At 39.0% G+C, this 23,906-nt stretch carries 14 protein-coding genes; 9 read left to right on the top strand and 5 right to left on the bottom strand.

Going from position 1 to position 23,906, the window contains the following annotated elements; all coding sequences use genetic code 11:
* Position 1: 1 nt before the first annotated feature.
* From KEM09_RS05130 to KEM09_RS05090, 9 genes are all read left to right on the top strand, one after another.
* Positions 2-1,468, top strand: coding sequence for a metal-dependent hydrolase family protein (locus KEM09_RS05130; RefSeq protein WP_212226399.1), 1,467 nt, complete (start codon positions 2-4; stop codon positions 1,466-1,468).
* Between the two features lie 72 nt (positions 1,469-1,540).
* Positions 1,541-2,422 (top strand): hypothetical protein, encoded by an 882-nt coding sequence (locus KEM09_RS05125; protein ID WP_212190770.1) that lies wholly within the window; start codon positions 1,541-1,543, stop codon positions 2,420-2,422.
* 33 nt (positions 2,423-2,455) lie between these two features.
* Positions 2,456-3,682 carry a DcaP family trimeric outer membrane transporter gene (locus KEM09_RS05120; RefSeq protein ID WP_212190769.1) on the top strand — a complete coding sequence of 409 codons (1,227 nt, stop codon included), beginning with the start codon at positions 2,456-2,458 and terminating at the stop codon, positions 3,680-3,682.
* A gap of 41 nt (positions 3,683-3,723) precedes the next feature.
* Entirely contained in the window at positions 3,724-4,509 is a 786-nt protein-coding gene (locus tag KEM09_RS05115; RefSeq protein ID WP_212226391.1) for a hypothetical protein, read from the top strand.
* Between the two features lie 163 nt (positions 4,510-4,672).
* Positions 4,673-5,386 carry an ABC transporter ATP-binding protein gene (locus tag KEM09_RS05110; protein ID WP_212190766.1) on the top strand — a complete coding sequence of 238 codons (714 nt, stop codon included), beginning with the start codon at positions 4,673-4,675 and terminating at the stop codon, positions 5,384-5,386.
* Positions 5,386-6,672 (top strand): ABC transporter permease, encoded by a 1,287-nt coding sequence (locus KEM09_RS05105; protein WP_212190764.1) that lies wholly within the window; start codon positions 5,386-5,388, stop codon positions 6,670-6,672. Before KEM09_RS05110 ends, KEM09_RS05105 begins: the two co-directional genes overlap by 1 nt.
* 7 nt (positions 6,673-6,679) lie before the next feature.
* Positions 6,680-7,324 (top strand): DUF3299 domain-containing protein, encoded by a 645-nt coding sequence (locus KEM09_RS05100; protein WP_212226388.1) that lies wholly within the window; start codon positions 6,680-6,682, stop codon positions 7,322-7,324.
* Positions 7,325-7,505: 181 nt separating this feature from the next.
* A complete protein-coding gene (locus tag KEM09_RS05095; RefSeq protein ID WP_212226385.1) occupies positions 7,506-8,261 on the top strand; it encodes a hypothetical protein in 756 nt (251 codons plus the stop codon).
* A gap of 11 nt (positions 8,262-8,272) precedes the next feature.
* Positions 8,273-9,343 (top strand): PCMD domain-containing protein, encoded by a 1,071-nt coding sequence (locus KEM09_RS05090; protein WP_212226382.1) that lies wholly within the window; start codon positions 8,273-8,275, stop codon positions 9,341-9,343.
* Between the two features lie 460 nt (positions 9,344-9,803).
* On the opposite strand, the gene KEM09_RS05085 is transcribed toward KEM09_RS05090, so the two are convergent.
* The 5 genes from KEM09_RS05085 to KEM09_RS05065 form a co-directional block, all read right to left on the bottom strand.
* Positions 9,804-10,124: a hypothetical protein gene (locus tag KEM09_RS05085; protein ID WP_212226379.1), complete on the bottom strand. Its 321-nt coding sequence runs from the start codon at positions 10,122-10,124 to the stop codon at positions 9,804-9,806.
* A gap of 111 nt (positions 10,125-10,235) precedes the next feature.
* Complete coding sequence (locus tag KEM09_RS05080) at positions 10,236-17,741, bottom strand: S8 family serine peptidase (RefSeq protein WP_212226377.1); 7,506 nt, start codon at positions 17,739-17,741, stop codon at positions 10,236-10,238.
* Between the two features lie 31 nt (positions 17,742-17,772).
* Positions 17,773-19,209, bottom strand: a complete 1,437-nt coding sequence (locus KEM09_RS05075; RefSeq protein WP_212226367.1) for an FISUMP domain-containing protein — start codon at positions 19,207-19,209, stop codon at positions 17,773-17,775.
* 117 nt (positions 19,210-19,326) lie between these two features.
* Positions 19,327-20,754 (bottom strand): RagB/SusD family nutrient uptake outer membrane protein, encoded by a 1,428-nt coding sequence (locus KEM09_RS05070; RefSeq protein WP_212226364.1) that lies wholly within the window; start codon positions 20,752-20,754, stop codon positions 19,327-19,329.
* 17 nt (positions 20,755-20,771) lie between these two features.
* Entirely contained in the window at positions 20,772-23,867 is a 3,096-nt protein-coding gene (locus tag KEM09_RS05065) for a SusC/RagA family TonB-linked outer membrane protein (RefSeq protein WP_212190753.1), read from the bottom strand.
* Positions 23,868-23,906 lie beyond the last annotated feature (39 nt).

Below are 23,906 nucleotides of genomic sequence, written 5' to 3'. Positions count from 1 at the left end.
TATGAAAGTAAAAGTTGTAACTCTGAGATTATCAGTGCTTATGCTTGTAGTAATGAGTTTCAGTGCTCATGCTCAAGATGAATCGGTCACGTTAATTACCAATGTCAATATATTTGATGGTGTCAACGAAAAACTGCTGGAAGGCTATGACGTTCTAGTAGTCAAGAATCTGATTAAAAAGATTGATAAGAATATTAAAATTGCCGATGCCTACGAAATTGACGTAAAAACAGGTGGGTTAAAAGCTATGCCTGGTGCCTATGCCAATGATTTTTCAGACCGTGGCGAAAAAACCGTAATGGTGTACGAGCCTGAAAAAAACACAAAGAAAAAGGTAAAGGTAACCAAAATTGATGGTGAAGGCCGTACGCTTATACCGGGCCTAATAGATGCACACTGGCATACTACTTATGCTTATACACCAGCAACAATTCTTTTGGCAAACCGGGGTGATATGGCGGAAGTGGCTATCATTAGTATGAAAGGTGCAGAAGAAACCCTTTTGCGAGGGTTTACAACCGTACGAGACATGGGAGGAAATCCTTTTGCTATAAAAAAACTAATTGATTCAGGTGAATTTCCAGGTCATCGAATCCTACCATCAGGCCCTTTTATGAGTCCAACTGCCGGGCATGCTGATTTTTACAGTAAGCTCGATTCTCCTCGAGATAAAAATATCATGAGTTATTGGGAGCGCAACATGATGGGGATGACCTCAGACGGCGTGGCAGAAGTACAACTAAGAACCAGAGATATTCTTAGATATGGAGCTACGCAGATTAAGATTTGCACAGGTGGTGGTGTGTCTTCTGTTTATGACCCACTGGATGTAAGTGAATATTCTATTGCTGAGGTAAAAGCAGCAGTTGAAGAAGCAACTAACTATAATACTTATGTGGCATCTCACGTGATGACTGACAGAGGAGTACGCGCTTCTGTTGAAGCAGGTGTTATGTGTATTGAACATGGCTTTTTTGCGTCAGATGAAACCCTTAGGTTAATGAAGGAAAAAGGTGCCTGGCTGAGCCCTCAGGCCATGAAAGAAGAGGATATGGTTTGGGCAAATCCAATTAGTGCAGCCAAGTATAAGCAAGTTACTGATGCAGTGGCAGATTTATACCCAAGAGCAAAAAAGTTTGGTGTTAATATTGCCTTTGGTACCGATCAGTTATTAGATGCTTCGAAGGCTTATCAGCAGAGTCTGTATTTAGTTCGTTTGGGAGAATGGTTTACTCCTTACGAAGTATTAAAAATTGCCACATCAGAAAATGCGCGACTTCTGGAAATGAGTGGCCCTCGTCATCCCTACCAGGAAGGTTCGCTTGGAGTTGTAAAGGAAGGTGCTTATGCCGACTTAATCCTTGTTGATGGTAATCCGCTAAAGAACCTCGAGTTGGTTGGAGATCCAGAAAAAAACTTTGTAGTAATTATAAAAGACGGCAAGGTGTATAAAAATACCACCAAATAATTTTGACATATTATTAATGAATGGGTGTGATGTACTTTACGCCCATTTTTTTACCTAATTATATAAATCAAAATGAAAAAGACACTTTTATTTTCAATTATATTTTCTCTTAGCATAATAGGTTTTGCCCAGGAGGAAGAAAGTGCTTCTGATTTAGCAAAGAAATTAGCGAACCCCAATGCTACATTGGGCCAAATGCTGTTTCCAATTGACTATATCCATTATAGTGGAGATATACCCGATGCCAATAATCAAAATGCCTTTCTTCTGAACTTTCAGCCTTCTTTGCCCATACCAGTGTCTGAAGGCCTTAATCTATACGTAAGACCACTCATACCAATCTATTTATCCCAGCCGGTTATCGGATCCAGTGATTTTGAATCGAAAGGTGGATTGGGCAATATAAGTGCGGATATTGCTATTGGTAAAACATGGCCATCGAAGTGGATAACCTTGGCTGGTGTATTTGGAGGGTTTCCTACAGCAACCAATAAAGCATTGAGATCAAGTCAAGTGACTCTAGGTCCTGAGTTTATGGTAGCTAAATTAACAAGTTTTGGTGCACTTGGGATTATCATAAGTCATGCCTGGGGAGTGGGTGACCCGAGTGATCCTGACGCTACATCCACTACAGTAACACCTGATGATTTTTGGATTGCGGCCAGTGGTTCGGCTAATGCCAGTGTTACAGCAGGGCAATATTTTTACACTATAAACCTGAAGAATGGATGGCAGATAAATGCCACACCGACTTATTCCTACAATCATAATGGCACAGATGGAAATAAATTTACTTTTCCAATTGCTACTGGTGCACAAAAAGTGCTTAAAGCCGGTAAAATGCCTATTCGTTTAGGTTTACAGTACTGGTACTACGTTGCTCGCCCAGATGCATTTGGACCTCAACATCAGATTAGATTTACTGTTGCACCCGTAGTTCCTCTGCCTTGGTAACAGTTAGGTGAAAATTATAATAAAGCTCATATTATGAAGTACAATCGTATTTTATTTTCCTCATTAATAGTTGTGCTAACTACAATAAGTGCCTCACTCAATGTGTTGGCACAAAATCCCTATTCGCAACTTAGAGGAAGCGAAGAGGATAGTTTGATGACCAAGAATTTTCCAGGTGCCTGGAATTTACCTGGCACCGATTTATATATGAAAATAGGTGGGTACTTCAGGATTGATGCCATCTATGATTTTAATGGTGCAGGCTCACGCAATCAGCTATTGATTGGACAAATACCGGTAGAAGGAACCCCAGAAGCTGATGCAGGTCCGTTTTTTAATATGCACGTTCGTGAAACACGTTTTAATTTAGACATCAGACGCACCACTGGCTTAGGTCGCTCTCTTAAATTCTTTATTGAATTCGATTTTTTTGATGAATCATTAAAGTCGGGACAACCTCGCTTGCGACATGCCTTTGTTAAATATGGTAACCTTGTTATTGGCCAGACATGGACCAACCTCTCTGATTTGCGAGTTTTCCCATTTATTATGGATTTTTCTGCTGGAGATGCCTTATTTGGAGGAAGATCTGTTCAAATACGTTGGGAACAAAATTTTAAAGAGCATTGGCAGTATGGTGTGTCACTGGAGATGCCTGAGATTGATGGCATATACAACCCAAATGAACAAGCAGGGGAGATTATGCCGGTTTTGCCGGTGTTCTCGGCCCGACTGAGTAATAACAGAGATAATGGCATGCTAATGTTTGGCGCCCAGGTGGAACAATTACGTTGGTATGGCAGAAAGCAGGGGCCCACCGCCACCGCCTTATCCTGGGGTGCGGTCTTTAATGGCCGTCAAACAATAACTCAAAGATTCTATGCCACCTGGCACGCCTCCTATAATCGTGGAATGGCTAGTCAGATATTAATATTTACGGGTTCAGAACAAGGAGCTGTACTCACTCCATCAGGAGATTTACATTTGGATGAGGCAATTACCCTAGCAGTAGGTGGTGGCTATCAGTTATCAAAGTCTTTTTCTGCTAACTTTGCGCTTGCCCAGTTTAACAGAGGCCGCCTAGATTTTCGTCCGGATGATACTTTGAAGAAAGGCTTAATGGGGCATGCCAATATTATGTGGACAATTGATGCAAGTGCCATGACAGGTATTGAATATGCATGGGGTAACAGAAATAACATTGATAATGCAAAAGGAAATGCTTCACGAATTCAAGCCATGATAAAGTATGCGTTCTAAAATATATCAGTAGACTAAGAATAATTATTATAGTGCAACCTATGTTATCTAACCATTCCAAACAGCTGGTAATCATATTATTTATCACTATTGTATTATTACCAATAACCGGAAATGAAGTTTTGTCTCAACAATTTAACTCTGATAATTATCTGACCATGCCCCATGGGACCGGTACCTTTGTTTTATCAACTGGAGAACGCAACTCTGCCATGTATGCTACTTTTAGCTTACTCCCTAAGTTTGAGTTAAATTTCTCATCAGCACTTTTTTGGGAAGATAAAAAAGCAAATTCACCACAACATTTCAGTACCAATATTTTTGGTAAATACATGTTTTGGGTTAATGATGCTAATACAGGTGGTGCGGCAATGTTCTTGGGTGTGGGTCGAGCTCCGGGTTATTATAATCAAAGTGGTTATTCAGCCTTTCATAAGAACTATTGGACAGCTATTCCAATTACATTCCCTTTATTTAATAATGCTATTTCGTGGGATATTATGCCGGGTGCATTGGTTGATTTTGATTATGGGAGTAATAAAAAGAAAGCTTGGGGATTCACCTGGTCAACAAGAGTGGCTATTTATAAGATCATTCCTCGGACAGGTATAGTTGCTGAAGTTTATGGAATAGAAGGAGAAATTAGTTCAAAGACTGAATATAAGGTGGGATTACGATGGGAACCGAATGATTATATTATCCCTGCCATTTCCTATGGTTCTTGTTTTGATGGTAGTTCCGCCTCGGGTTTTGAATTTGGCATCATTATTTTTACACCGCCTTTTTTAAAAAAGGAATTCATAAAAAACAATGACATACAATATTAGTTTTGGAGCACTAGATACAACCAATGAGAATCGCCTCACAACAGAGATTGTATGTGTAATGTTACAAGTAGTTGATTACCCAACGTAAAATTTTATTGCGCGAAGGAGATGTGAGACCGCTGTTTTAATGTTGTTGTATGTACTAATAAAATCGAAAGCCTTTATGGTAGAAATAAAAGACCTTTCATATAAATGGAAAGATGGTGATAAAGAGTTACTAAATATTGACTACTTGCATATAACCAGAGGTGAACGAGTTTTTCTTAAAGGCTCCAGTGGCAGTGGAAAAAGCACCTTACTCAATTTGCTTTCAGGCATGATTGTTCCTAAAAATGGCACTATTAAAGTTCTTGATCAGACTATTAATGCTTTAAAGCCTTCTCATAGGGATGTGTTTAGAGCCAATCACATGGGTTATATATTTCAAACCTTTAACCTGGTTCCCTATTTATCGGTATTAGACAATGTTATGTTACCCATACAGTTCTCAAACGAAAGGCTTCAACGGATTAAGAACACCGGCATAGAGCCTGAAGAAGAGGCAAAAAGGCTTTTACAGGTTGTTGGACTTGAGGGGTCAGATCTTTTAAATAAATCCGCTACTGAGTTAAGTGTTGGACAACAACAAAGGGTGGCGGCCTGTCGGGCGTTATTAGGCAGTCCCGAATTAATTATTGCAGATGAACCTACGTCCTCACTTGATGAAGATGCCCAGGAAGCTTTTATCAACTTACTGTTGAAAGAATGTACAAGAAAGCAAACAACTTTATTATTTGTGAGTCATGATATACGGTTTACCAAATATTTTACGAAGGTTATTGAACTAAAGAATGGTAGTATTAAAGAGCTACTAACAACTAATATTGGAGGTCAGTAATGAGTGTGCTTATTAAATTAGCTTTTAAAAGTATAAGGTATCGTAAAGCCACTTTAATTTTAAGCTTAATATCTGTGTCATTAAGCGTGGTATTATTATTAGGTGTTGAACGGTTACGCTCTACTATTGAAGAGAGTTTTACCAGTTCTATTTCAGGTACAGATTTGATTGTAGGTGCGCGTTCGGGTAATGTTCCTCTTTTGTTATCGAGTATTTTCCACATAGGCTATCCCAGCCAAAATGTAAGCTGGGAGACATATGAATATTTTTCAACCCGACAAGATGTAAAATGGTCAATTCCGATCTCTATTGGCGATTCTCATAAAGGGTTTTCAGTAGTTGGAACAACTGAACAGTTTTTTGAACATTATGAATATGGTGGGAAATTAAATCTACAGGTTAATAGGGGGGAAGCATGTGTACATGGATATGAATGTGTTCTTGGAGCTAAAGCTGCCAAAGATCTGGGGTATACAGTTGGGGATAATATGGTGGTCACCCATGGGATGGGACATGACGAATTTGTTAGGCATGAGGATGAGCCATTTAAAGTAGCAGGTATTCTTGAGACAACAGGAACACCCGTTGACCAAAGTATATTTGTGTCTATATATACTTTGGATGCCATCCATTCACATTTTTATAGTAATAGCCATGATGTATTTAATGATTTGGATAGAATGCACAATCACGCAGGGCATGCTCATCATCATGAAACACAATTGCAAAATCCGAAAGCATTAAGTAGCTTTTTATTGGGTGTTAAGTCTAAATCTAGTCTATTATCATTGCAAAGAACTATAAACGAATATACTAATGAGCCACTGACAGCCATAATGCCAGTAATAACTCTATTGGAGCTTTGGGAAATCGTGAAACCAATTGAACAAACATTAATAATTATATCAATCTTGGTTCTTATTATAGCCATGGCTGGCGTTTTTACCACCATTATGATCAGCTTAAGTGACAGAATTCGTGAAATATCCATTCTCCGTTCGGCAGGGGCAAAATCGCAACATATTTTCGGTTTAATATTATTGGAGTCATTTGGCATTATTTGTTTGGGTATTATTACTGGTATTTCTCTTTTATATGCCGGTTTGTATCTATTTAAACCAATTTTAACAAAGCAGCTGGGAGTTTTGATTTCTATAGGTTGGTTTAGTTTAAATGAGATATTTTTACTGATGCTATTACTCCTGCTGGGAGGTATCATAGGTTTAATTCCGGCATATAAGTCTTATAAAAACTCTATGGCCGTTAGTTTAGTCGTTAAAAAATAAATTTAATATGAGACAACTAATTTTACTTTTGTTATTTGTAGTTAATATATTGACAAGCGCTCAAAATGCAAAAGATATTTCTTGGACTGATTTGATTTCACATATAGAGTTTAGTGATCCCTTTAAGCTTTTAAGCTATGATCAGCTTTATAATTTAAGTCAGGTAGCTAAACTCAGAGCATTGGAGAATAACTCTGAAAAACGATTAAGTTCGCAAGAAATGGCTGTAAAAGATAGTTTGGTAGCGTTATTAACAAGCGAACAGGTAAATGTTGATAGCCTATTAGCCATTCGATACAAGATAGCTGAACTGAGAAAAAAGCAGGCTGAACAGGTGAATAACGCTTTAAACTTGAAGAGTATCAAGATCTCTGGCTACTTATTACCCTTGAATTATGTCAATAATAAGGTAACAGAGTTTTTATTAGTTCCATGGGTTGGGGCATGCATCCATACCCCACCTCCGCCTAAGAATCAATTAATATTTCTGACAGCAAAAGAAGGACTTGAAGTTAATTCTCGTTTTATTGCCGTAACTGTGGAGGGTGTTCTTAAAATAGAAAGTAAAACATCTGAGCTGTATCTAGTTGACGGAACAGATAACATCTCATCAGGATATAGTATTATGAATGGCAAAATAACAGTGCTCTAGTCTCTAATTATAGAAGACTTTTCTGTGAAAAGATTGTTTTGTTTCAAATGGCTTTTTCCCAGACTTTAAAGGTTAATCGATTATTCGCATGAAATCTCAAAGATTTTTATTAATTAACTAGATAAAGTTTTACAGATACACGATTTCAGAAATGAAAGGTTTAATAACTTATAATTAAGAAATGAATCTGAAGATTTTTTTAACTATCCTTTCTACTCTATTCTATTTAGTTTGTTGGTCGCAATCTGACAGTACATATTCTCCTTATGAACTTATGTCTAGCTATTACAATAAAGATTTTAGACCATTTAAAAAGAAGAACATATATCTTGGCTTTGCTTTTTCCATAGAAGATAAGAAAATGCAAAATACAGATTATCTCATTCAGAAAATAATAGATGGGGAACGTTTAAACTATAACATTCTTCTTAAGGGAGGTTATTATACAGGTGAATATGGGATGGTCGGAGTTAATATTAACTATTATCAGAATAAGTTTGTAGGAGCTATTTTCAGAGAGCCGGATACTTTGCAGTCAAATTCTTTTACAAGAGGTTTTGCAATAACTCCAAATTTTCGCTCTTCAGTCCCATTGACAGCTAATGAACGCTTAAGTTTTTTTACGGAGATCGGATTCACATTTGGTGTCGGTAACACATTAACGCGAAATACTAAAAATCTGGATGAAGTTGAAAAGAGTTTTATCAAAGAACATAATTTCAGGATTGGATTAAGTCCCGGAATTACCTTTTTCGCGATGGAAAACTTCGCATTTGAGGTACAATTAAATGTTTTGGGATATGAGCTGCAAGCGACGGAGAAGATAGTGAACGGAGAAAATGAATCAAGAGTAATTAGGCAAAATGTGGACTTCGATATTGATATTTTATCACTGGAACTTGGATTAGCTTATTATTTTGGTGCAAACAGAAGATAATACATTTAAGAATGAGATCTTTATATTTAATACTATTTACACTAACTTTGACTTGCTGTGTAAGAGAGGATTACTTTGGTCTTTCTCCCTATGGAAACATAAAACATATCGTTGTAAGTAATCAATCCGGTAACGCTAAAATATCTACTGATAGCTTATTGGTTACGATTGAGATCCCTGGAGGTGTTGAGTTGTCTAATATAACTATCCAATCTTTTGAGATTTCATCATTTGCAAGTTCCGACAAAACTGTAGGCGATATTTTAAACCTCTATGAAGAAGCACAAATTAATGTAACTTCAGAAGATGGAACTATTTACGGATGGAGAATCAGGGCTTTTGTTGCTTCTACAACTCCACAACTTGATAATGGCAATTTAAATCTGTGGTATAAAACTGCATCACAATATTATGAACCAGGTTTGGATGCAAAAAGTACGATTTGGGGGACCGGAAATCGGGGGACTCAGATTCTCAACAAACTAGCAACTATTCCTAACGATTTAGGAAATGATAATTTGGCGGCAAAAATGATTACTTTAGATAATGGTACTCTTGCCGGAACATTTGGTGCGCCTATTTCGGCTGGATCACTTTTTACTGGTGTATTTAATCCGGATAAGATTGATCCTGCCAATCCACAAGCAGCTATTGAATTTGGCACACCCTTTACAGGTCGTCCTGATAAACTGCGCTTTACCTTTTCTTATAATCCGGGTGAAGAAAACAAAGACAAAAAAGGAAACATTCTTGATTATGGAGATGCCTGTGATATATACGCTTTACTTGAAATTCGTCAGGGAGGTAAAATTCAGCGGTTAGCTACAGCATGGTTTCGCAGTGATGAAATGCACGACGATTTTTCACCACTGGAAATTCCATTTGTGTATGGAGATTTAGATAATAGTTACCCGGGATTCATGATGCCAGTTGAGCATGGATTTGTCAGCCAAGATTCAGCAACATTTGTGTTACCAACACATATAACCTTTGTAGCCTCTTCCAGTTTTGATGGAGCAAATTTTGCAGGAGCAATAGGTAGTGAGCTAATTATTGATGATATTGAAATGGTGTATGAATAATAATTGAATGTTTCCAATAGAACATGCATTAATCGCCATTAAAATACTCCTATTACTAAACATTCTTTCAACTTATAAGTGATAACGTTTTTTAATTTTGTATATATAAACTGAATCAAAGAATCATTGATAGAATAAGAATTAATAAACGGCTTTCCAGTTGGTATAACAGCGGTTCATTTTTGGTTCTTATAACTATTTTGGTAGTAATACCGGCAGAAGCCTCAATTAAGATCAAACTTTCTAATTAAAACAAAAACTTGCCCCACTGTCGTACCAATTAGTATTGTAACGCGCAATTTACCAATGATATATATGTTTGTATTTAAACTATTTTTTTCTAATCTTATTAAGTTGATAAATGGAAATTGTAATTATAAGGACTCTGACAATTAGGTTTATTTTCTTAAGAGATTAGGCTTTTAATCTCATGTTGGTTATATGGTGCATTAGTTGAACATTAGTCTGATTGCTTTTGAAGCAATATTAACTTAATCCAATCATCAGGATATTTTACCCGGACTTTATATAGGGAATCGTTATAACACAGACGAAATCCATTGCTCATAAAACCAAGGACTTTACTTATAGATAGGTAATCTATATTATTTAGCATGAAATATTTAACCACCTCTCCATCTTCATTTATGAAAATGAGTCGGTGGTTTGTCAAAACTAGCTTACCTTTTTTTAATTGCTCGTAAATAACCATTTGAGCTTCGGTTTCAATCACATTTTTTTCATAAAGAAAAGCTCTTTTTTCATCTTCTATTTTTTTCATATTTCTTTTAGTTAATTTAATTAGAGTCTTAGTCCGTCCTTCTATCTTTAAAAAGCCGGAAAGGCAGGTCAATGACCTTCCCGGCTTTCATCCTATTTACTTATCCTAACCCTATCTAATGATAAGTTTCTTTACTCCTACCTGCTCTCCGTCAATAATTAAGCGCCAATTATATATACCGCTTGATAAACCATTTAATGAAACACTTTTTAAATGTTTACCTGCAAGTAAATTATCCATCTGAATGATTTTCAACTTTTGTCCAACTGCATTAAATAATTCAACTACTGCATTAGTATCTTCCTTGGTACTAATGGCTAACTGACATTGACCATTCGTTACCGGATTTGGATAAATACTGAATTGAAATGTTTCATTCGGATTATCCTTCCAAATACCGTCAGGTGACGTATCTAATGCATCCGGGTCATCAATAACCTGTACATACACTGCATAAATGACAAAACCATCTTCTTTACCATCATCAGCAGCAAAAACCAGCATACCTGTTCCAGCACTTAAGGGGTTTAAGTTGATATAGACTGAACCAAATGACATGTCAACAATATCAGGTGTATAGTTGCCAGCTAAAAACTCGATATCATCTCCATCCGGGTCTGTAAATACATCGCTAGGATCTATTGCCACAGCCCTTGGATCAGCCAGATTCAAAGTAATCACAGCATAATCCTCATTAAATATTGGTGCCCGGTTTTTATTTGCCACCTTAATCACAATAGTGTCATTGGCTATACTGCCTGATGCATCGGTAACCTGTACCGGATATGAATAAGTACCTTCATCATCATAACCGGTTTTGATTTCAACCGATACAGTTGTATTGCCAGTTACCTTATATTTTACTTGAGGTCCCTGATAAGCATTTTCCAAATCAAAACTCATGGTCTCTCCTTCCGGATCAACATACAGGTAGTTGAGAAGCAGTTCTTCGGTCTCAACAACACTTAAAGTATCTTTGTAAATATTTGGATAGTATTTAAACTCAGGAGCACCATTAACGCTTAAAGACACATTAAACTCACTCTTCGAATTATCTACATCATTACATAAAGCTATAATTTTCCCGGTGTGTTCACCATGTCCAGCTTTTGATGCCAATATTGTTGCGTTAACCTGCACCGATTCGTTGGCTTGTAGCTCACCACAATAATTGTCCAGTTCAATCCACGAGTCCTCACCGGCAGCTGTTAGTGGTCTAATCTTCCATACCATATCTTCATAGTGCGCCCACCAGTAATAATCATCTCCTTCATTATGATTTCCTGAAAAACTATTCGATTTTAAATTTTCATCATTCGTATTTTCAAATCCCATATATTTATGGGATTTAGTCTGATATACAGTAACGAAAAACTTTTCTCCTTCAGGAATAGTTATCGGTTGTGATAATGGGAAAAACACCCAACCTTCATCCACTATTTGATCCACTACAAAGAATTCTTCGTAGAGTTGCTCACCATCCTGAGGTAACTCACCGCCCATGGATATTTCAACTCGTACATATTCATTAAGATTTAACAAAGAAGTAAAAGCCTTTACATGTGTTAAGAAAAACCCGCCCTCAGGGGCAGTAAAACGGTTTGAGAACCCCTTATTGTTACCTTCTATCAAAGGTATCAGGCTGCCATCAGCTTTTTCTTTCTTCTCTAATATTAACGAATCAACCGTTATGGGATATTCCAACGTATAATTACTTTCACCATCGATAACCACAGGAAATTCCGTTTCTCCTCCACTTGGGGCAACAGCTGGTGCAAAATCGTAATGGAGCGTTGTTTCTCCATGGTTGGTAACAGTAAACTGATATTCTGCAGTCTCTTTATTATTCAACCTATACGATTGATTTGTAGCATTCCATGCAAATACCGGAGATTCTACAATGGTGGCAGTCACTGGTGTTACTAAACTCTCAAAATCACCTTCCCAGCTAATAGAGCCATTTACATCGTTAAATTCATTAACCGGGATTTCCACATTAACTATATATTGATCCCATGGTGCAATAACAATATCAGAGAATAATTCACCACTACTGCTTTTGACAATTTTCACGCCATTTTCATCATATAGTATGAGGTTGTCCAGTTGCTGGTGCACAACCTTATCTATATTCAGCACATCATAACCTGTGTTAACCAGCTTAATTTTACGAGTTAGGGCAAGTCCTGGTCTAAACACCGTTTCACCCCAGTCCATCGAGGTTGGAATATCCAATTCAGGTTGGCCGCTTACGGTCAATTGAACCGGTATTTTATGTAAGGCCTGCTTAGAGCTATTGGTATACAATTCAACTGTATCGCGATAAACTCCAGAACGATAGACCCTTTCGGCAGTTAAGGCCAAAGTCAGATCGGCTTGCTCATTACTCTCAAGGGTTCCTTTAAGTGGCGGCACAAACGTTATCGAGCACTCATTGGAAAGCTTGGACCATCGTAAGATCCATGAGCGCGTTGTCTCAACAGTTTCCTCTTCATCCGGACTCTCTAAACCATATTGAAGACCTCCGGTAAAAGGATCTACACTTTTATAATGGAAATGAATAGTCCCATCCTTCATAATCTCCAGCTGGAATGTTAAAATACCATTACCCCCTTCTTCAGGGGTAAACTCATCCCATTGCAGCAGCACGCGTGAGTCTTCCATTTTGAGCATAACACCCTTACCTTCATCAGGTAACAAAGGTGACCAGAATGGTGCAATCATACCACTCAGTCCATCATCTTTATGGAACTCAAAATCGAAATAATCCACCTCAGGTTCTACAACTGTGACATAGCCATTTTTAGATACCCAAATAACATTATAATACTCTCCGAAAAATGGAAATTCAAATGGTAACTCAATTTCCTGTTGTTTATCTTGCTCAATCAGCAGCATTTCAGAGTCATTGCTAATGTCTTCCCACTTATGGTATGGGGTATTCTCATCACTTATGTGCCACCAATACCCATAACTTGAGCCCAAGTTATTATCGCCTTCTCCACGTTTAGGTTCCATACCATCAATATAGGATAGCCAATTACCTTTAAAGGTATAATCGAGTGGTACTCCTTTATCATGGTTCTTCAGGCTAATTGGAAGCGTAGTTACGTCACCAGCATTAATATTAACCACCACCTCTTCAGAAATTGTAATGTCATAAGATGGATCCTCAACGCCATTCCCTGTAATAACGACCGTTTTTTGTGTTCCGTCACTCAAACTAATATGTGCCTTACTCTCAATTTCACCAACAGCATCCGGATTGTAAGTTACATTTAAGGGATGATTGGCCAGGCCATTGATGCTAATTGGGAATGTACTATTAGACGTGAACACAGCGTGATCGAAAGTGACATTATCAACTGACACATCAGATGAACCAATGTTCTCAACTAAAATAAATGCATGCTTTTCCATTTCCAATTTCACGGTCTCAAAATCAATCGTATCCTTAGTAACTACTTCAGGTGTACCTGTTACATTAATGGTAAATGGCCAGTATTCTGCTTTGTTAGCCGTATTAGTTTGTACTAAAACGTTATCCGAATAGCTTCCAGCCACTAAGCTCATTGCCTCAGGGTCAATCGTCACTTCAACCGACCTTGCATCACCGGCACTTATTACTCCATGTGCTGAAGAGGTAGAAACAATCATGCTTAGGCCGGTCACCGGCTCAAAGCGAATTACTTTTCCATCATACACCACATTCCCAGTATCATCATACTCCTTGTAAATGAGCAGATCTTCTCCGGTTAATCCCTGAACACCAATTTTATATCGCCACTCTGCATCTAAATCACTTACATTCTGATATCTGAAGTCAATGGTACCATTTCGGTAAAGCACCACCTGGTAAGAAATTTCTCCGTGATTTTCATCAGGAGTATCTCCAGGCTTTCTTATTATAGCATTCACGGTATACACGCTTCTATCACCAAAAGTGTGGTGATAAACCTGTTCAGCCACCAAATAGTGATCCTCAATTTTTATAGGTAATAACCACCCTTTTGCATGGCCATAAAATTCCGCATCTGGATCGTTAGAGAAAATACCATCTCTGTAGAAAAATAATTCCCCTCTGGCATTCATATACACATCTTCCATCCTTTCGGTATAAAACGGGAAACGAAAGCCCAGATTGAATTTTTTAAACGCTACCTGCTCATTATTATAAAGCTTTGCAAAACCGATAATATCGTCCCAGGCATTATCTTCAGGGCCATTGACGTCGGTTGAAGTAAGTATCTGATAATCTAATTTATTTGCCAACAAACCTTTACTTAATTTCAGTGGGTCATAATGGCTCAAATCATACTCGAGTGCAGTAGAGAGACCGTCATTACTCAGCTGAAGGACAAGTGTTGCAGTCTCGCCATAAACCACATCAACACTATTATCTGCACTTATACTCAATACAGGAGCTTCAACCACTGAAAATTCACATGGCAGATTTATCTCTCCAACATTGGTAACCAGCTTAACCCCTGTTTTTATTACGCCGGTTGAGCCAGGCGTATAGCTAAACGGCACACTCGAATCGAAATCGGGCGTAATAATAACTGTATCTTCAAAAGCCTTGGTAATGCCTGCTGTAGTTGAGATAACATCATATACCTTTAAATCGGCTAAACCCTCATTGTGCAGGTCGAATATCAGCCTATTTTCTTCGTTCACATAAGCTTTAAACTGGTGTATCTTATCGGTATCAATCTTTGGTAATTGACCAGTCACATCGACCTTCACTTCAATATTCACCATTGGCTTATGAATATCATTCGTAATAATACCCAGGGATGCCAAATGCTTCCCTTCGGTCAGGTGCGTGGCATCAATAATAACATCTGCACTAACGGTAGTTCCCTGCGGAATCTCACCTGAGCCAGGAGAGAGGAACACATAGGAACCATCATCACCGGTGCTAAGAACAGATAACATTGGAATAATAGGACGCCTCAAGTAATATAAACCATCCTGAAAGCTTACACCATTGTCTTTAGAAAAGACAAAGTACCCATATTCCATTGATCCAAACTGGACAGGCAATGGATATTCCATTTCTTTTGGGAAATGCAAAACCACCCAGAATATCTCACCATCCTCAAATCGCTGCGGTTGGTATATGGGTATACGATAATACTTCAATACATTGGTGGTATCAGGATAGTATTCCTGCATATAAATTCTTTCAGAGCCCTTTACGTCTTTTGAACCTTTTCGCAATTCAATAACTATTGGCTTATCCTTTACTTCAGGCCACAATGCAACTTCAAGATGTGTAACGTTTAAGGAATAATCATAGGGAATATCAAATCGTGTTGCCGCAATCAATCCGGCATTCGAATTTCCAGAACCTACTAAACTAGCAGGTGGATTAGAATTTTGATAGCTTAATCCTGCAACCCATTCTGTATTATCATCCTTCCAATGGGTTAAGTCGGTTTGCCCCGATACCCCGGCTTTAAGAGATGGCAGATCTTTTGAATAAGGGCGTGTTGTTTCGTACAACTCAGGATTTAATTCTGCAGTCTGCACTTTCGCATCAATGGAGGAAGCAAGCGTTGATAAAATTTGCGCCTCCGGTTTCCAATAGTATTTTTCATTGCGTACTGTAGAGCTGTAATACACTATTCCATCACCTATATTGGATAAATCAATCTGCACTTTTTTAACGGACTCTTGCGAGACATCAACTGCCACATCAACACTTCTTGTTGATTCCATAAAATGGGGCAAATTAGAGGTCTTTACTTTTAATATATTTGAGATATCAGATATATTATCGAATTGGTCAGCTGATTTAATAGCAAACCAATAATCTGTTAACTTCTGAAATCCGGAAATATCAATATTAAATGTTTCGCCAGCCTTTAATTCATTTTCCAGCAAGAAAATAGAATGGTTATCAAAGTTTTGTTCGGTAATTTCACTCGCTCCTATGCACAGATAGTAGTATCGAGGTTCTCCATTGTCCTCATCAACAGGTACGGTCCACTCGATCCTTATTTCATTGTGAAAAATATCAGAAGCTCTTAAGTCTGTAATTGCATTGGGTGGTATGCGATTATCATCGGCCAATGCACTGGCGGCGTTTAGTGCTCCTGTACCATATTTATTGTTATGCTGAAAAATGAATCGTTTTGTTGAGTTTAGCAGAATTGTTTTTAATTCCTCAGCTGTAAATTCCTCACCTCCAAACTTAGCGATGGCCAGTGCAGCCACACCAGACACGTGCGGACATGCCATGGACGTACCATCCATGTATCCGTACTTATTATCAACAATGGTACTTAAAACACCACCTTCTTCACCAAAATCAGGTTGGTAACCACCTGGAGCACCTATCGATGCCCAGTCTCCGTAATTGGAATATGCTGCGGCCACACCATTTGGTCCCAAAGAGGTAACAGCAATAGTTTCTTCAAAAGCAGCAGGATACCTTAATGTTTCAACACCTTCATTTCCGGCAGCAAAAACAACGATACCACCTTTCATAGGACTTCCATCATATTGTCCGGCTTCGGCAACAAAATATCTGATAGCATCATGCACCTCAGGTTCGTAATAACCTTCACCATTATAACCCCATGAATTTTGTGAGATGACAGCGCCATTATCGGCACCATAAACGATAGCTTGTGCAAAATTAGCTCCGCCCGAAGCCCTTTCATCAAATACCTGACAAGACATTAGTTTCACGCCATTACCTGAGCCATCACCACCTGCTACTCCAGCTACTCCAATTCCATTGTTGGATACAGCCCCCACTGTTCCGGCAACATGAGTACCATGATCTCCGGGGACAATATCAGAAGCATCCATCCTGAAATTGTATCCATAATAGTCATTGATATAGCCATTCTGATCGTTGTCCACACCTTCTTCACCATTAATCTCGGCTTCATTTCGCCAGATATTGGCCTGGAGGTCTTCGTGATACACATCTACTCCCTGATCGACTATGGCAACAATGATATCTGAATTACCTGATGTTTGTTGCCAGGCCTCAAATAAATCTATATCATATCCATCTTCTACAATGCTTCCATCACTCTCGTAATGCCATTGCTTAGGCAATAAGGGATCGTCAAAAAATGGTGTATAGCTTGATGAAACAGAAGCTGAGGTATTGGCCCGTTTTGAAGCTTTACTAACTACTTCAATCATATAGGGTATGGCTTTTTTATCTGAATCTATCCTTATTTTCCGATAGACCGGCTTTACAATTTCAATCTCCTCCAAGCCTTTATATTGATCTACCACAGTAAGTGGATCAACACTTTCATCAAAGGCCAATTCAATCCACAGATGCAAACCATGTTCACGGTGCTTCATTTCGTTTTTTAGTGAAAATGGAAATACACGCCTTATCTGGGTAATACCAACCTGATTGCTAATATTATCAAGGCTTGTAATACCTGTCACTCCTCCTTTTAATGCACTTGTAGCCGACTTTAAAGATGAGTTGACACTGATCAACTGCTCTTTTTTCAGCTTTATCCGAATTCTACCTTTCTCAATGTTCTCAATATTGATGTCTGAAGTTTGTCCTAGTAATGATTTAGGAACCAACATCAGGACAATCAGGAGAAGGTATATTAGTTTATAATTCTTCATATTTTTCATTTTCTAATCAAGGTACCACTTACTAATCTTGAATATCACGAACATACCTTACCGACACTTTAAAGAAGTCAACAGGTAAACTTCCCATACCAGGTGTATCGGAACTTGATGTGACCTCAAACACAGTTCCCCGGCCATTGTAATCATAGTATTCATTTAGCCAATATAATCCTGACATATCTTGCCCAATAAAAGCATTTCTAAAGGCAGGATCTGATGGACTTGCTATGTTATAATATCCTGCAAAACCAAGATCTAAGCCCGTATCACCACCTTCTTTAATTCTTTCATCGGCGTACAATGCACCACCTAAGGCAACCAGCATGTTATTAAATTCTTCTGAACTCGGGAGACGCCATCCTTCAGGCGCGTAGTTATAAGCTGTATGCCAATCGTACAATCGGCCGTAGTACTTTCTATCTTCTTCGGTTTCTAATGCATAACCATCTTCAATAATACTTCTGGCATCTTGTCCATAGTACCATGAACCATAACCTGGTTCAGCTGCATAGTTATAGTTTTCAGCCATCCATTCAAGTCCGTTCACTTCAGTAAAGCGGTAAGTCTGTCCATCACGCTCATCGGTCCACATGCCCCACTTACCTCTGAAGCGTAAATCCACTGTATCCACCGATTGGATGCCATCCAGTTCAACTGTCCATGCAAGTGTATAAACGGTATCGACCACCCCTTCGAATAATGAGTTGTCGATTGCAGGTGTATGTACTATACCATTCTGACCACCGATAACTTCCCATTTACCAGTTGCTCCGGCAGGCAGAAAGCCTTCAAGTGTAAAGAATTTTGGTACGCCCTTTGCGGTTTTAATATCCAGGTTATCCAATCCAGCAAAGGCTTTTAATTCATCCGTGGTAAAGACCATATCTTTTGACACACTTTTAGAACCATAACTAAGCGTCCACCTTACGGTATAATCCTGGTGTTTAACGCCAATAAATTCAGCTTCACCCTCCATGTCATTTATGATTCGTGCATCTGTTCCACTTATTATACTCCACACTCCGGTGGCACCAAAGCGTGGAGCTTCTGCTTCCAGATAAACGGATATATTATTGTAAACAGTATCACTTACTGTATTTAAGATAACAGGATTAAGCGGCTTGAATGATACATTGATGGTAGCTGCCTCATACTGTCCTCGTTCGCTCAATTCCCATCCTATCAGGTAACGCTCTCCCGGTTCACCATAAAAATTGGTTTTTGGATCATTTTCATCATCAAAATGACCATTTTCCCCCATGTAAATTCTCCAACTACCTTCCTGTCCTTCAGGGGCCGGAACAGCATTTAGCCCTACAACATATCCTTCATTTTCAACATTAAGAATGTCGCCCCCCGCATCTGGATTGAGAATCACCGGTTCCTGGTCTTTATTGCATCCAATATGGAGTAATGCAATTGACAACAGTAACAAAGTTCCTATAATCGTTTGTTTCATCTCTTTTAATTTTTCTTTTTGTCGACAAGCTAAGCCTTGAACGGGAGCCTTCTAAAACCAGCTTGATACGTTAGGTAACGCATCAAGCCAAAGGTCCCTTAAAAGCCTGCCCTTGCACTAATAACCAATATTTTGGTCTTCATTAGTAAGTGCCGTGTTATTGTCAATTTCCGATTGAGGAATAGGGTATGTCATCCTGTAATAGTCCTTATCACCTGCCTCGAAATCGAATCTCACCCAATGATCGCCTGCTCGTACGAACGGGCTCTGTCTTCTCTTAATATCGTTCCACCTGAAGCCTTCGCCAAACAGCTCTTTTCTTCTTTCTATTAAAATTTCGTCAACAAGTGCTTGCCCTACAGCCGAACTTTTTTGAACACCCGGTATGGCGCGGCTCCGAATAACGTGTAAAGCATCCTGAGCTGCGCTATTGTTGCCCAATTCGGCCTCACACTCAGCTTCTATTAAGTGCATTTCGGAAGCTCTTATGCTGATACGCTCGGCATTACCAACTTGCTGATTATGTAAGAACTTAACAATCAGATATCTTTCACTATCAACTTGTGGTTCCATTACAAAATAATAGTTACGTGCATCGTTGTTTGAGAATTGCTCTACAAACCTATTATTCGCCCGCATAGAACTGTATCCGTATACCGGGTAATAAAACGAAGGAATAGATAAATACACGTTATTATCGTCAGCTGTGTAAGCCACTGTAAAAATCGTTTCTGAATTACGGTAATAAAAACCATTACTTAATTCACCAATTGCCATCAGCTTGACATCCTGGTGTGCCAGCACAGCCATATCCCTGGCTTTTTCCCACTCCTGCATATTCAAATACACTCTGGCAAGCGTTGCTTGTGCTGCACGTTTATCAAAGAAGCCCTTGTCTAGAATATCGTTTTTGTATTCAAGCAAGTTGATGGCAGACAGCAGGTCTTCCTCCATTTGTGTATAAACAGCAGATAATGGTGCCCTGCCAATATCCGGATCATCATGCTTAAGCGGCTCTATCGCCAATAAGATAGATGGAGCTTCAGAATCCGCAGCATAGGCTGGTGCAAACATCTGCGCCAGTTTCAGCATCACAAACGCTCTAATAACTTTTGCTTCACCCTCAATCCGGTTTTTTTGTTCCTGAGTAGCATTAGGTATTTGTTGCGCATATTTAATAACCATATTGGCATCAAAAATAACCTTATAACCAGCCCACCAAGGACTTTCTGAGAACGTATAGTTAGGCAATGTATTCATTTGATAAGGAGCTACAAACCAGTTATAGTTGTTCTCAGGACTAATCATCACGTCCTCTCCTGTCAAATCACTTATAATGGGTACAAACAATCCTTCGAAAGCATAACTACTCAACTGGTCGTACACGCCAACAAGAGCTGCCTGTGCCGTTTCATATGATTTAAAAACATCCTTATCACCAATTGATGTTTCAGGTTGTGGGTTTAAAAAGTCGTCATTACAAGACACAAATAATGTTTGAGCCAGTAATATTAGTCCGATATATATATATGTTGAAATTCTCATCACTTATAATTTGAATATTACAAATCAATTTTAAGTCCCACTGTGACTACTTTTACTCCCGGAATAGCATTTCCTAATCGACCATTTAAGGCTGCTTCGGGATCAAAACCTTTAAACTTAGTGAGTGTAAATAAATTTTCACCTGATACAAAAGCCCTAAGACCTTGCAAATGGAATCGCTCTGTCCACGCTTGCGGTAAGGTGTATCCGAGCGTAATATTTTTCAGGCGTAGGTAGGAGGCATCTTCCAAAAATCGTGTTGACATTTGATTACCCTCATCCTGAGAATAAGCTACATAGCGCGGAACATTGGTATATCGGTTATTGGGTGTCCATGCATCAAGTGCATCAGCCGCCAGGTTAATACCAGGTTGTGAACCGTCATGCATATTTGTTGCATAGTCATCGTTATAAATCTGATTGCCCAGGCTGTAGTAGAAATAAAAGCTGAAATCAAAATTTTTGTAACTGAAGTTATTGGTCAGACCGCCGTAAAAATCAGGCAATGCTGTTCCTTTTCTTACACGCTCAGCATCTGAGTAACTGCTTGTTACCTGACGTCCACTTCCGTGTGGATCCAGATAAGCAGATTCAGGAATTACATTACCGGCCTTGTCGTCAGAATCAGCATTCACAAACCACATGGGTTGTCCTGTATCAGGATTAACCCCGGCCCACTCCTGTAAATAGAACTGATGCAAACTAGCCCCGGGCTCCAATAGTTTTGATCCTGACAGGATACGATCGTTTACAAGGTTGAGTATCTCATTCTTATTGCTTGTAATGTTGAAGCTTACAGCATATTTGAAGTTGCTTGTGCGGATAGCATCATAATCAAGGGTTGCTTCAAGACCTTTGTTAACCATGGCACCCAAATTGGTTATGATACCAGAGAAACCTTTTGAGGCCGATAAAGGCTTGCCAAACAAGAGTCCATCTGAATCTCTCTGGTAATACTCCATATTGACATCCAGACGATTAAAAAGCCTTGACTCAAATCCAATGTTAAAAGAAGCAATGGATTCCCACGCAATATCATTGTTTTCCGGCTGCACAAAAGCTATCCCCGGGAACCCACCGTAATTGGCACCACTACCATATAATCCCAATGATGCATAATTACCAATTGAACTGTTACCTGAGGTACCATAGCTACCTCTCAGTTTTAAATTATTTAACCACGCAATATCCTGCATCCAGCTTTCTTCTGATAGTCTCCAGCTGGCACCAACAGAATAGAAAAGACCCCACTTGTTGTCTTCGCCAAAACGCGTACTGGCATCACCTCTTAAACTAGCACTAAAGTAATAGCGACCACCATAATTATATTTAGCTTGTCCCAGATAAGACAGTAACTTCCACTCTGACGGACCACTGCTGGGCTGTTCTGGTTTAGCACCCCAGCTCAAATCAGGAAATCCAGGAATAGGAAACTTGGTAGCTTCTGCTGAAAGAAAGGTGGATTTACCGGTTGTTAATTCCTGACCGGTCAGCACTTCAAAATTAGAGTCTGCTCCGCTTTTGGTCCAATTAAATATGTTAGAAACGCTCAATATCATATTATCGGAACGCGACATGCTGCTTCGTCCTTCAACACCTGCGCCATCGCCATGATAAGGATTTAAGTAATTTAACCCTTTACTATTGGCGTAGTCAACACCACCGGTTGAACGAAAAGATAAAGAAGGTAATAGATTGACGTTGATATAAGCATTTAAGATACCTCTGACATCATTATAACGATATATATCTAACTCTGATAACCCTACAGGGTTAAAGTCCCTGATGGCTTTGTTATCCCAGTTATAAGTTCCATCGTTATTATATACAGGAGAAGCTGCATTAATTACTTCAGCTGAACGAACCGGATTGGCAAAGCCGCTACCTCCCGGAGGAGCATTGGTTTCCGAATAGGTCAGATTATTGCTTATTCCGGTTGAAATATAGCTATTGACCTTATGATTGACATTAATTTTACTTGTATATCTGGTGAAATCAGAACTTAAAGTTGTTCCGCTATCATTGTAGTAACCTAATGAGAAGAATATATTTGTATTCTCAGTTCCCCCGGCTACGTTCAGGTTATAATTTTGGATGACGCCCGTTTTATAAACTTCATCTCTCCAATCGGTATCAGTTAGTACTTTGGTTCCGGGAATCACTTGGCCATTGTCATCCAATGGATTATCAACACCAAAAGGATTAAATCCAACGGTTTCTTTCACTGAACCATGTGCATAATCAATGGCATCCTGGCGGTTAAAAGGATCGCCATTCTCATGCTCGCCATAAAGCAGTCCCCAGTTGTAAAGTCCCATCCACGATTGTTCATATATCTGTGAAGAATTCATCAACTTATACCCGTCTGAGATGCGTGACGAAATACCAACCTGGCTATTAAATGATATTCTGGTTTGTCCGGCTTTCCCTTTTTTTGTAGTGATAATAATCACACCATTGGCAGCCCTGGAGCCGTATAAAGATGCAGCTGCGGCATCTTTCAATACAGTTAAATTTTCAATGTCGTTTGGGTTAATATCATTTAATCCGCCTGCCATTGGCACACCGTCAATAACGTAGAGTGGTGTGCTACTGGCATTTAGTGAACCAATACCACGTATCACCACTGTGGCCTGTGCTCCTGGCTGACCTGAACTGCTGGTTACCTGTAACCCGGCCGTAGTTCCCTGAAGCGATTTTTCAAATGAGGTAACAGGTCTGTTTTCCATCATCTCTTTATCAACCACCTGAGCAGCTCCCGTATAGGCTTCTTTGGTAGTAGTACCATATGCCACTACCATTACATCTTCCAGCTTCTGACTATCGTCGCTTAAGATAACATCAATGCGAGTTCGTCCATTCACCTCTTCTTTTACAGTATTCATTCCAATAAAGGAATATACCAGTGTTACATCTCTGGATGGTATTTGAAGCGAGTAGTAACCATCTAAATTTGTAACAGTGCCTATTTGCGTACCATCTACCACAACATTTACGCCGGGTAGCCCTATCCCAGTTTTGTCCACTACAGTTCCCTCAAGCGTTAGCTCTTGGGCAAACATTGGACTGATCAATAACAAGTGTAATACTATTACACTAATTAGTTTATTCATTACAATAGGTTTACAGTTATTCACACTTCAACAAGAAAT

The organism is Carboxylicivirga mesophila (assembly GCF_018271975.1).
Lineage (GTDB): Bacteria > Bacteroidota > Bacteroidia > Bacteroidales > Marinilabiliaceae > Carboxylicivirga > Carboxylicivirga mesophila.
The sequence above is the reverse complement of the archived record's forward strand: the minus strand, read 5'-3'. Positions and strand labels throughout refer to the sequence as shown.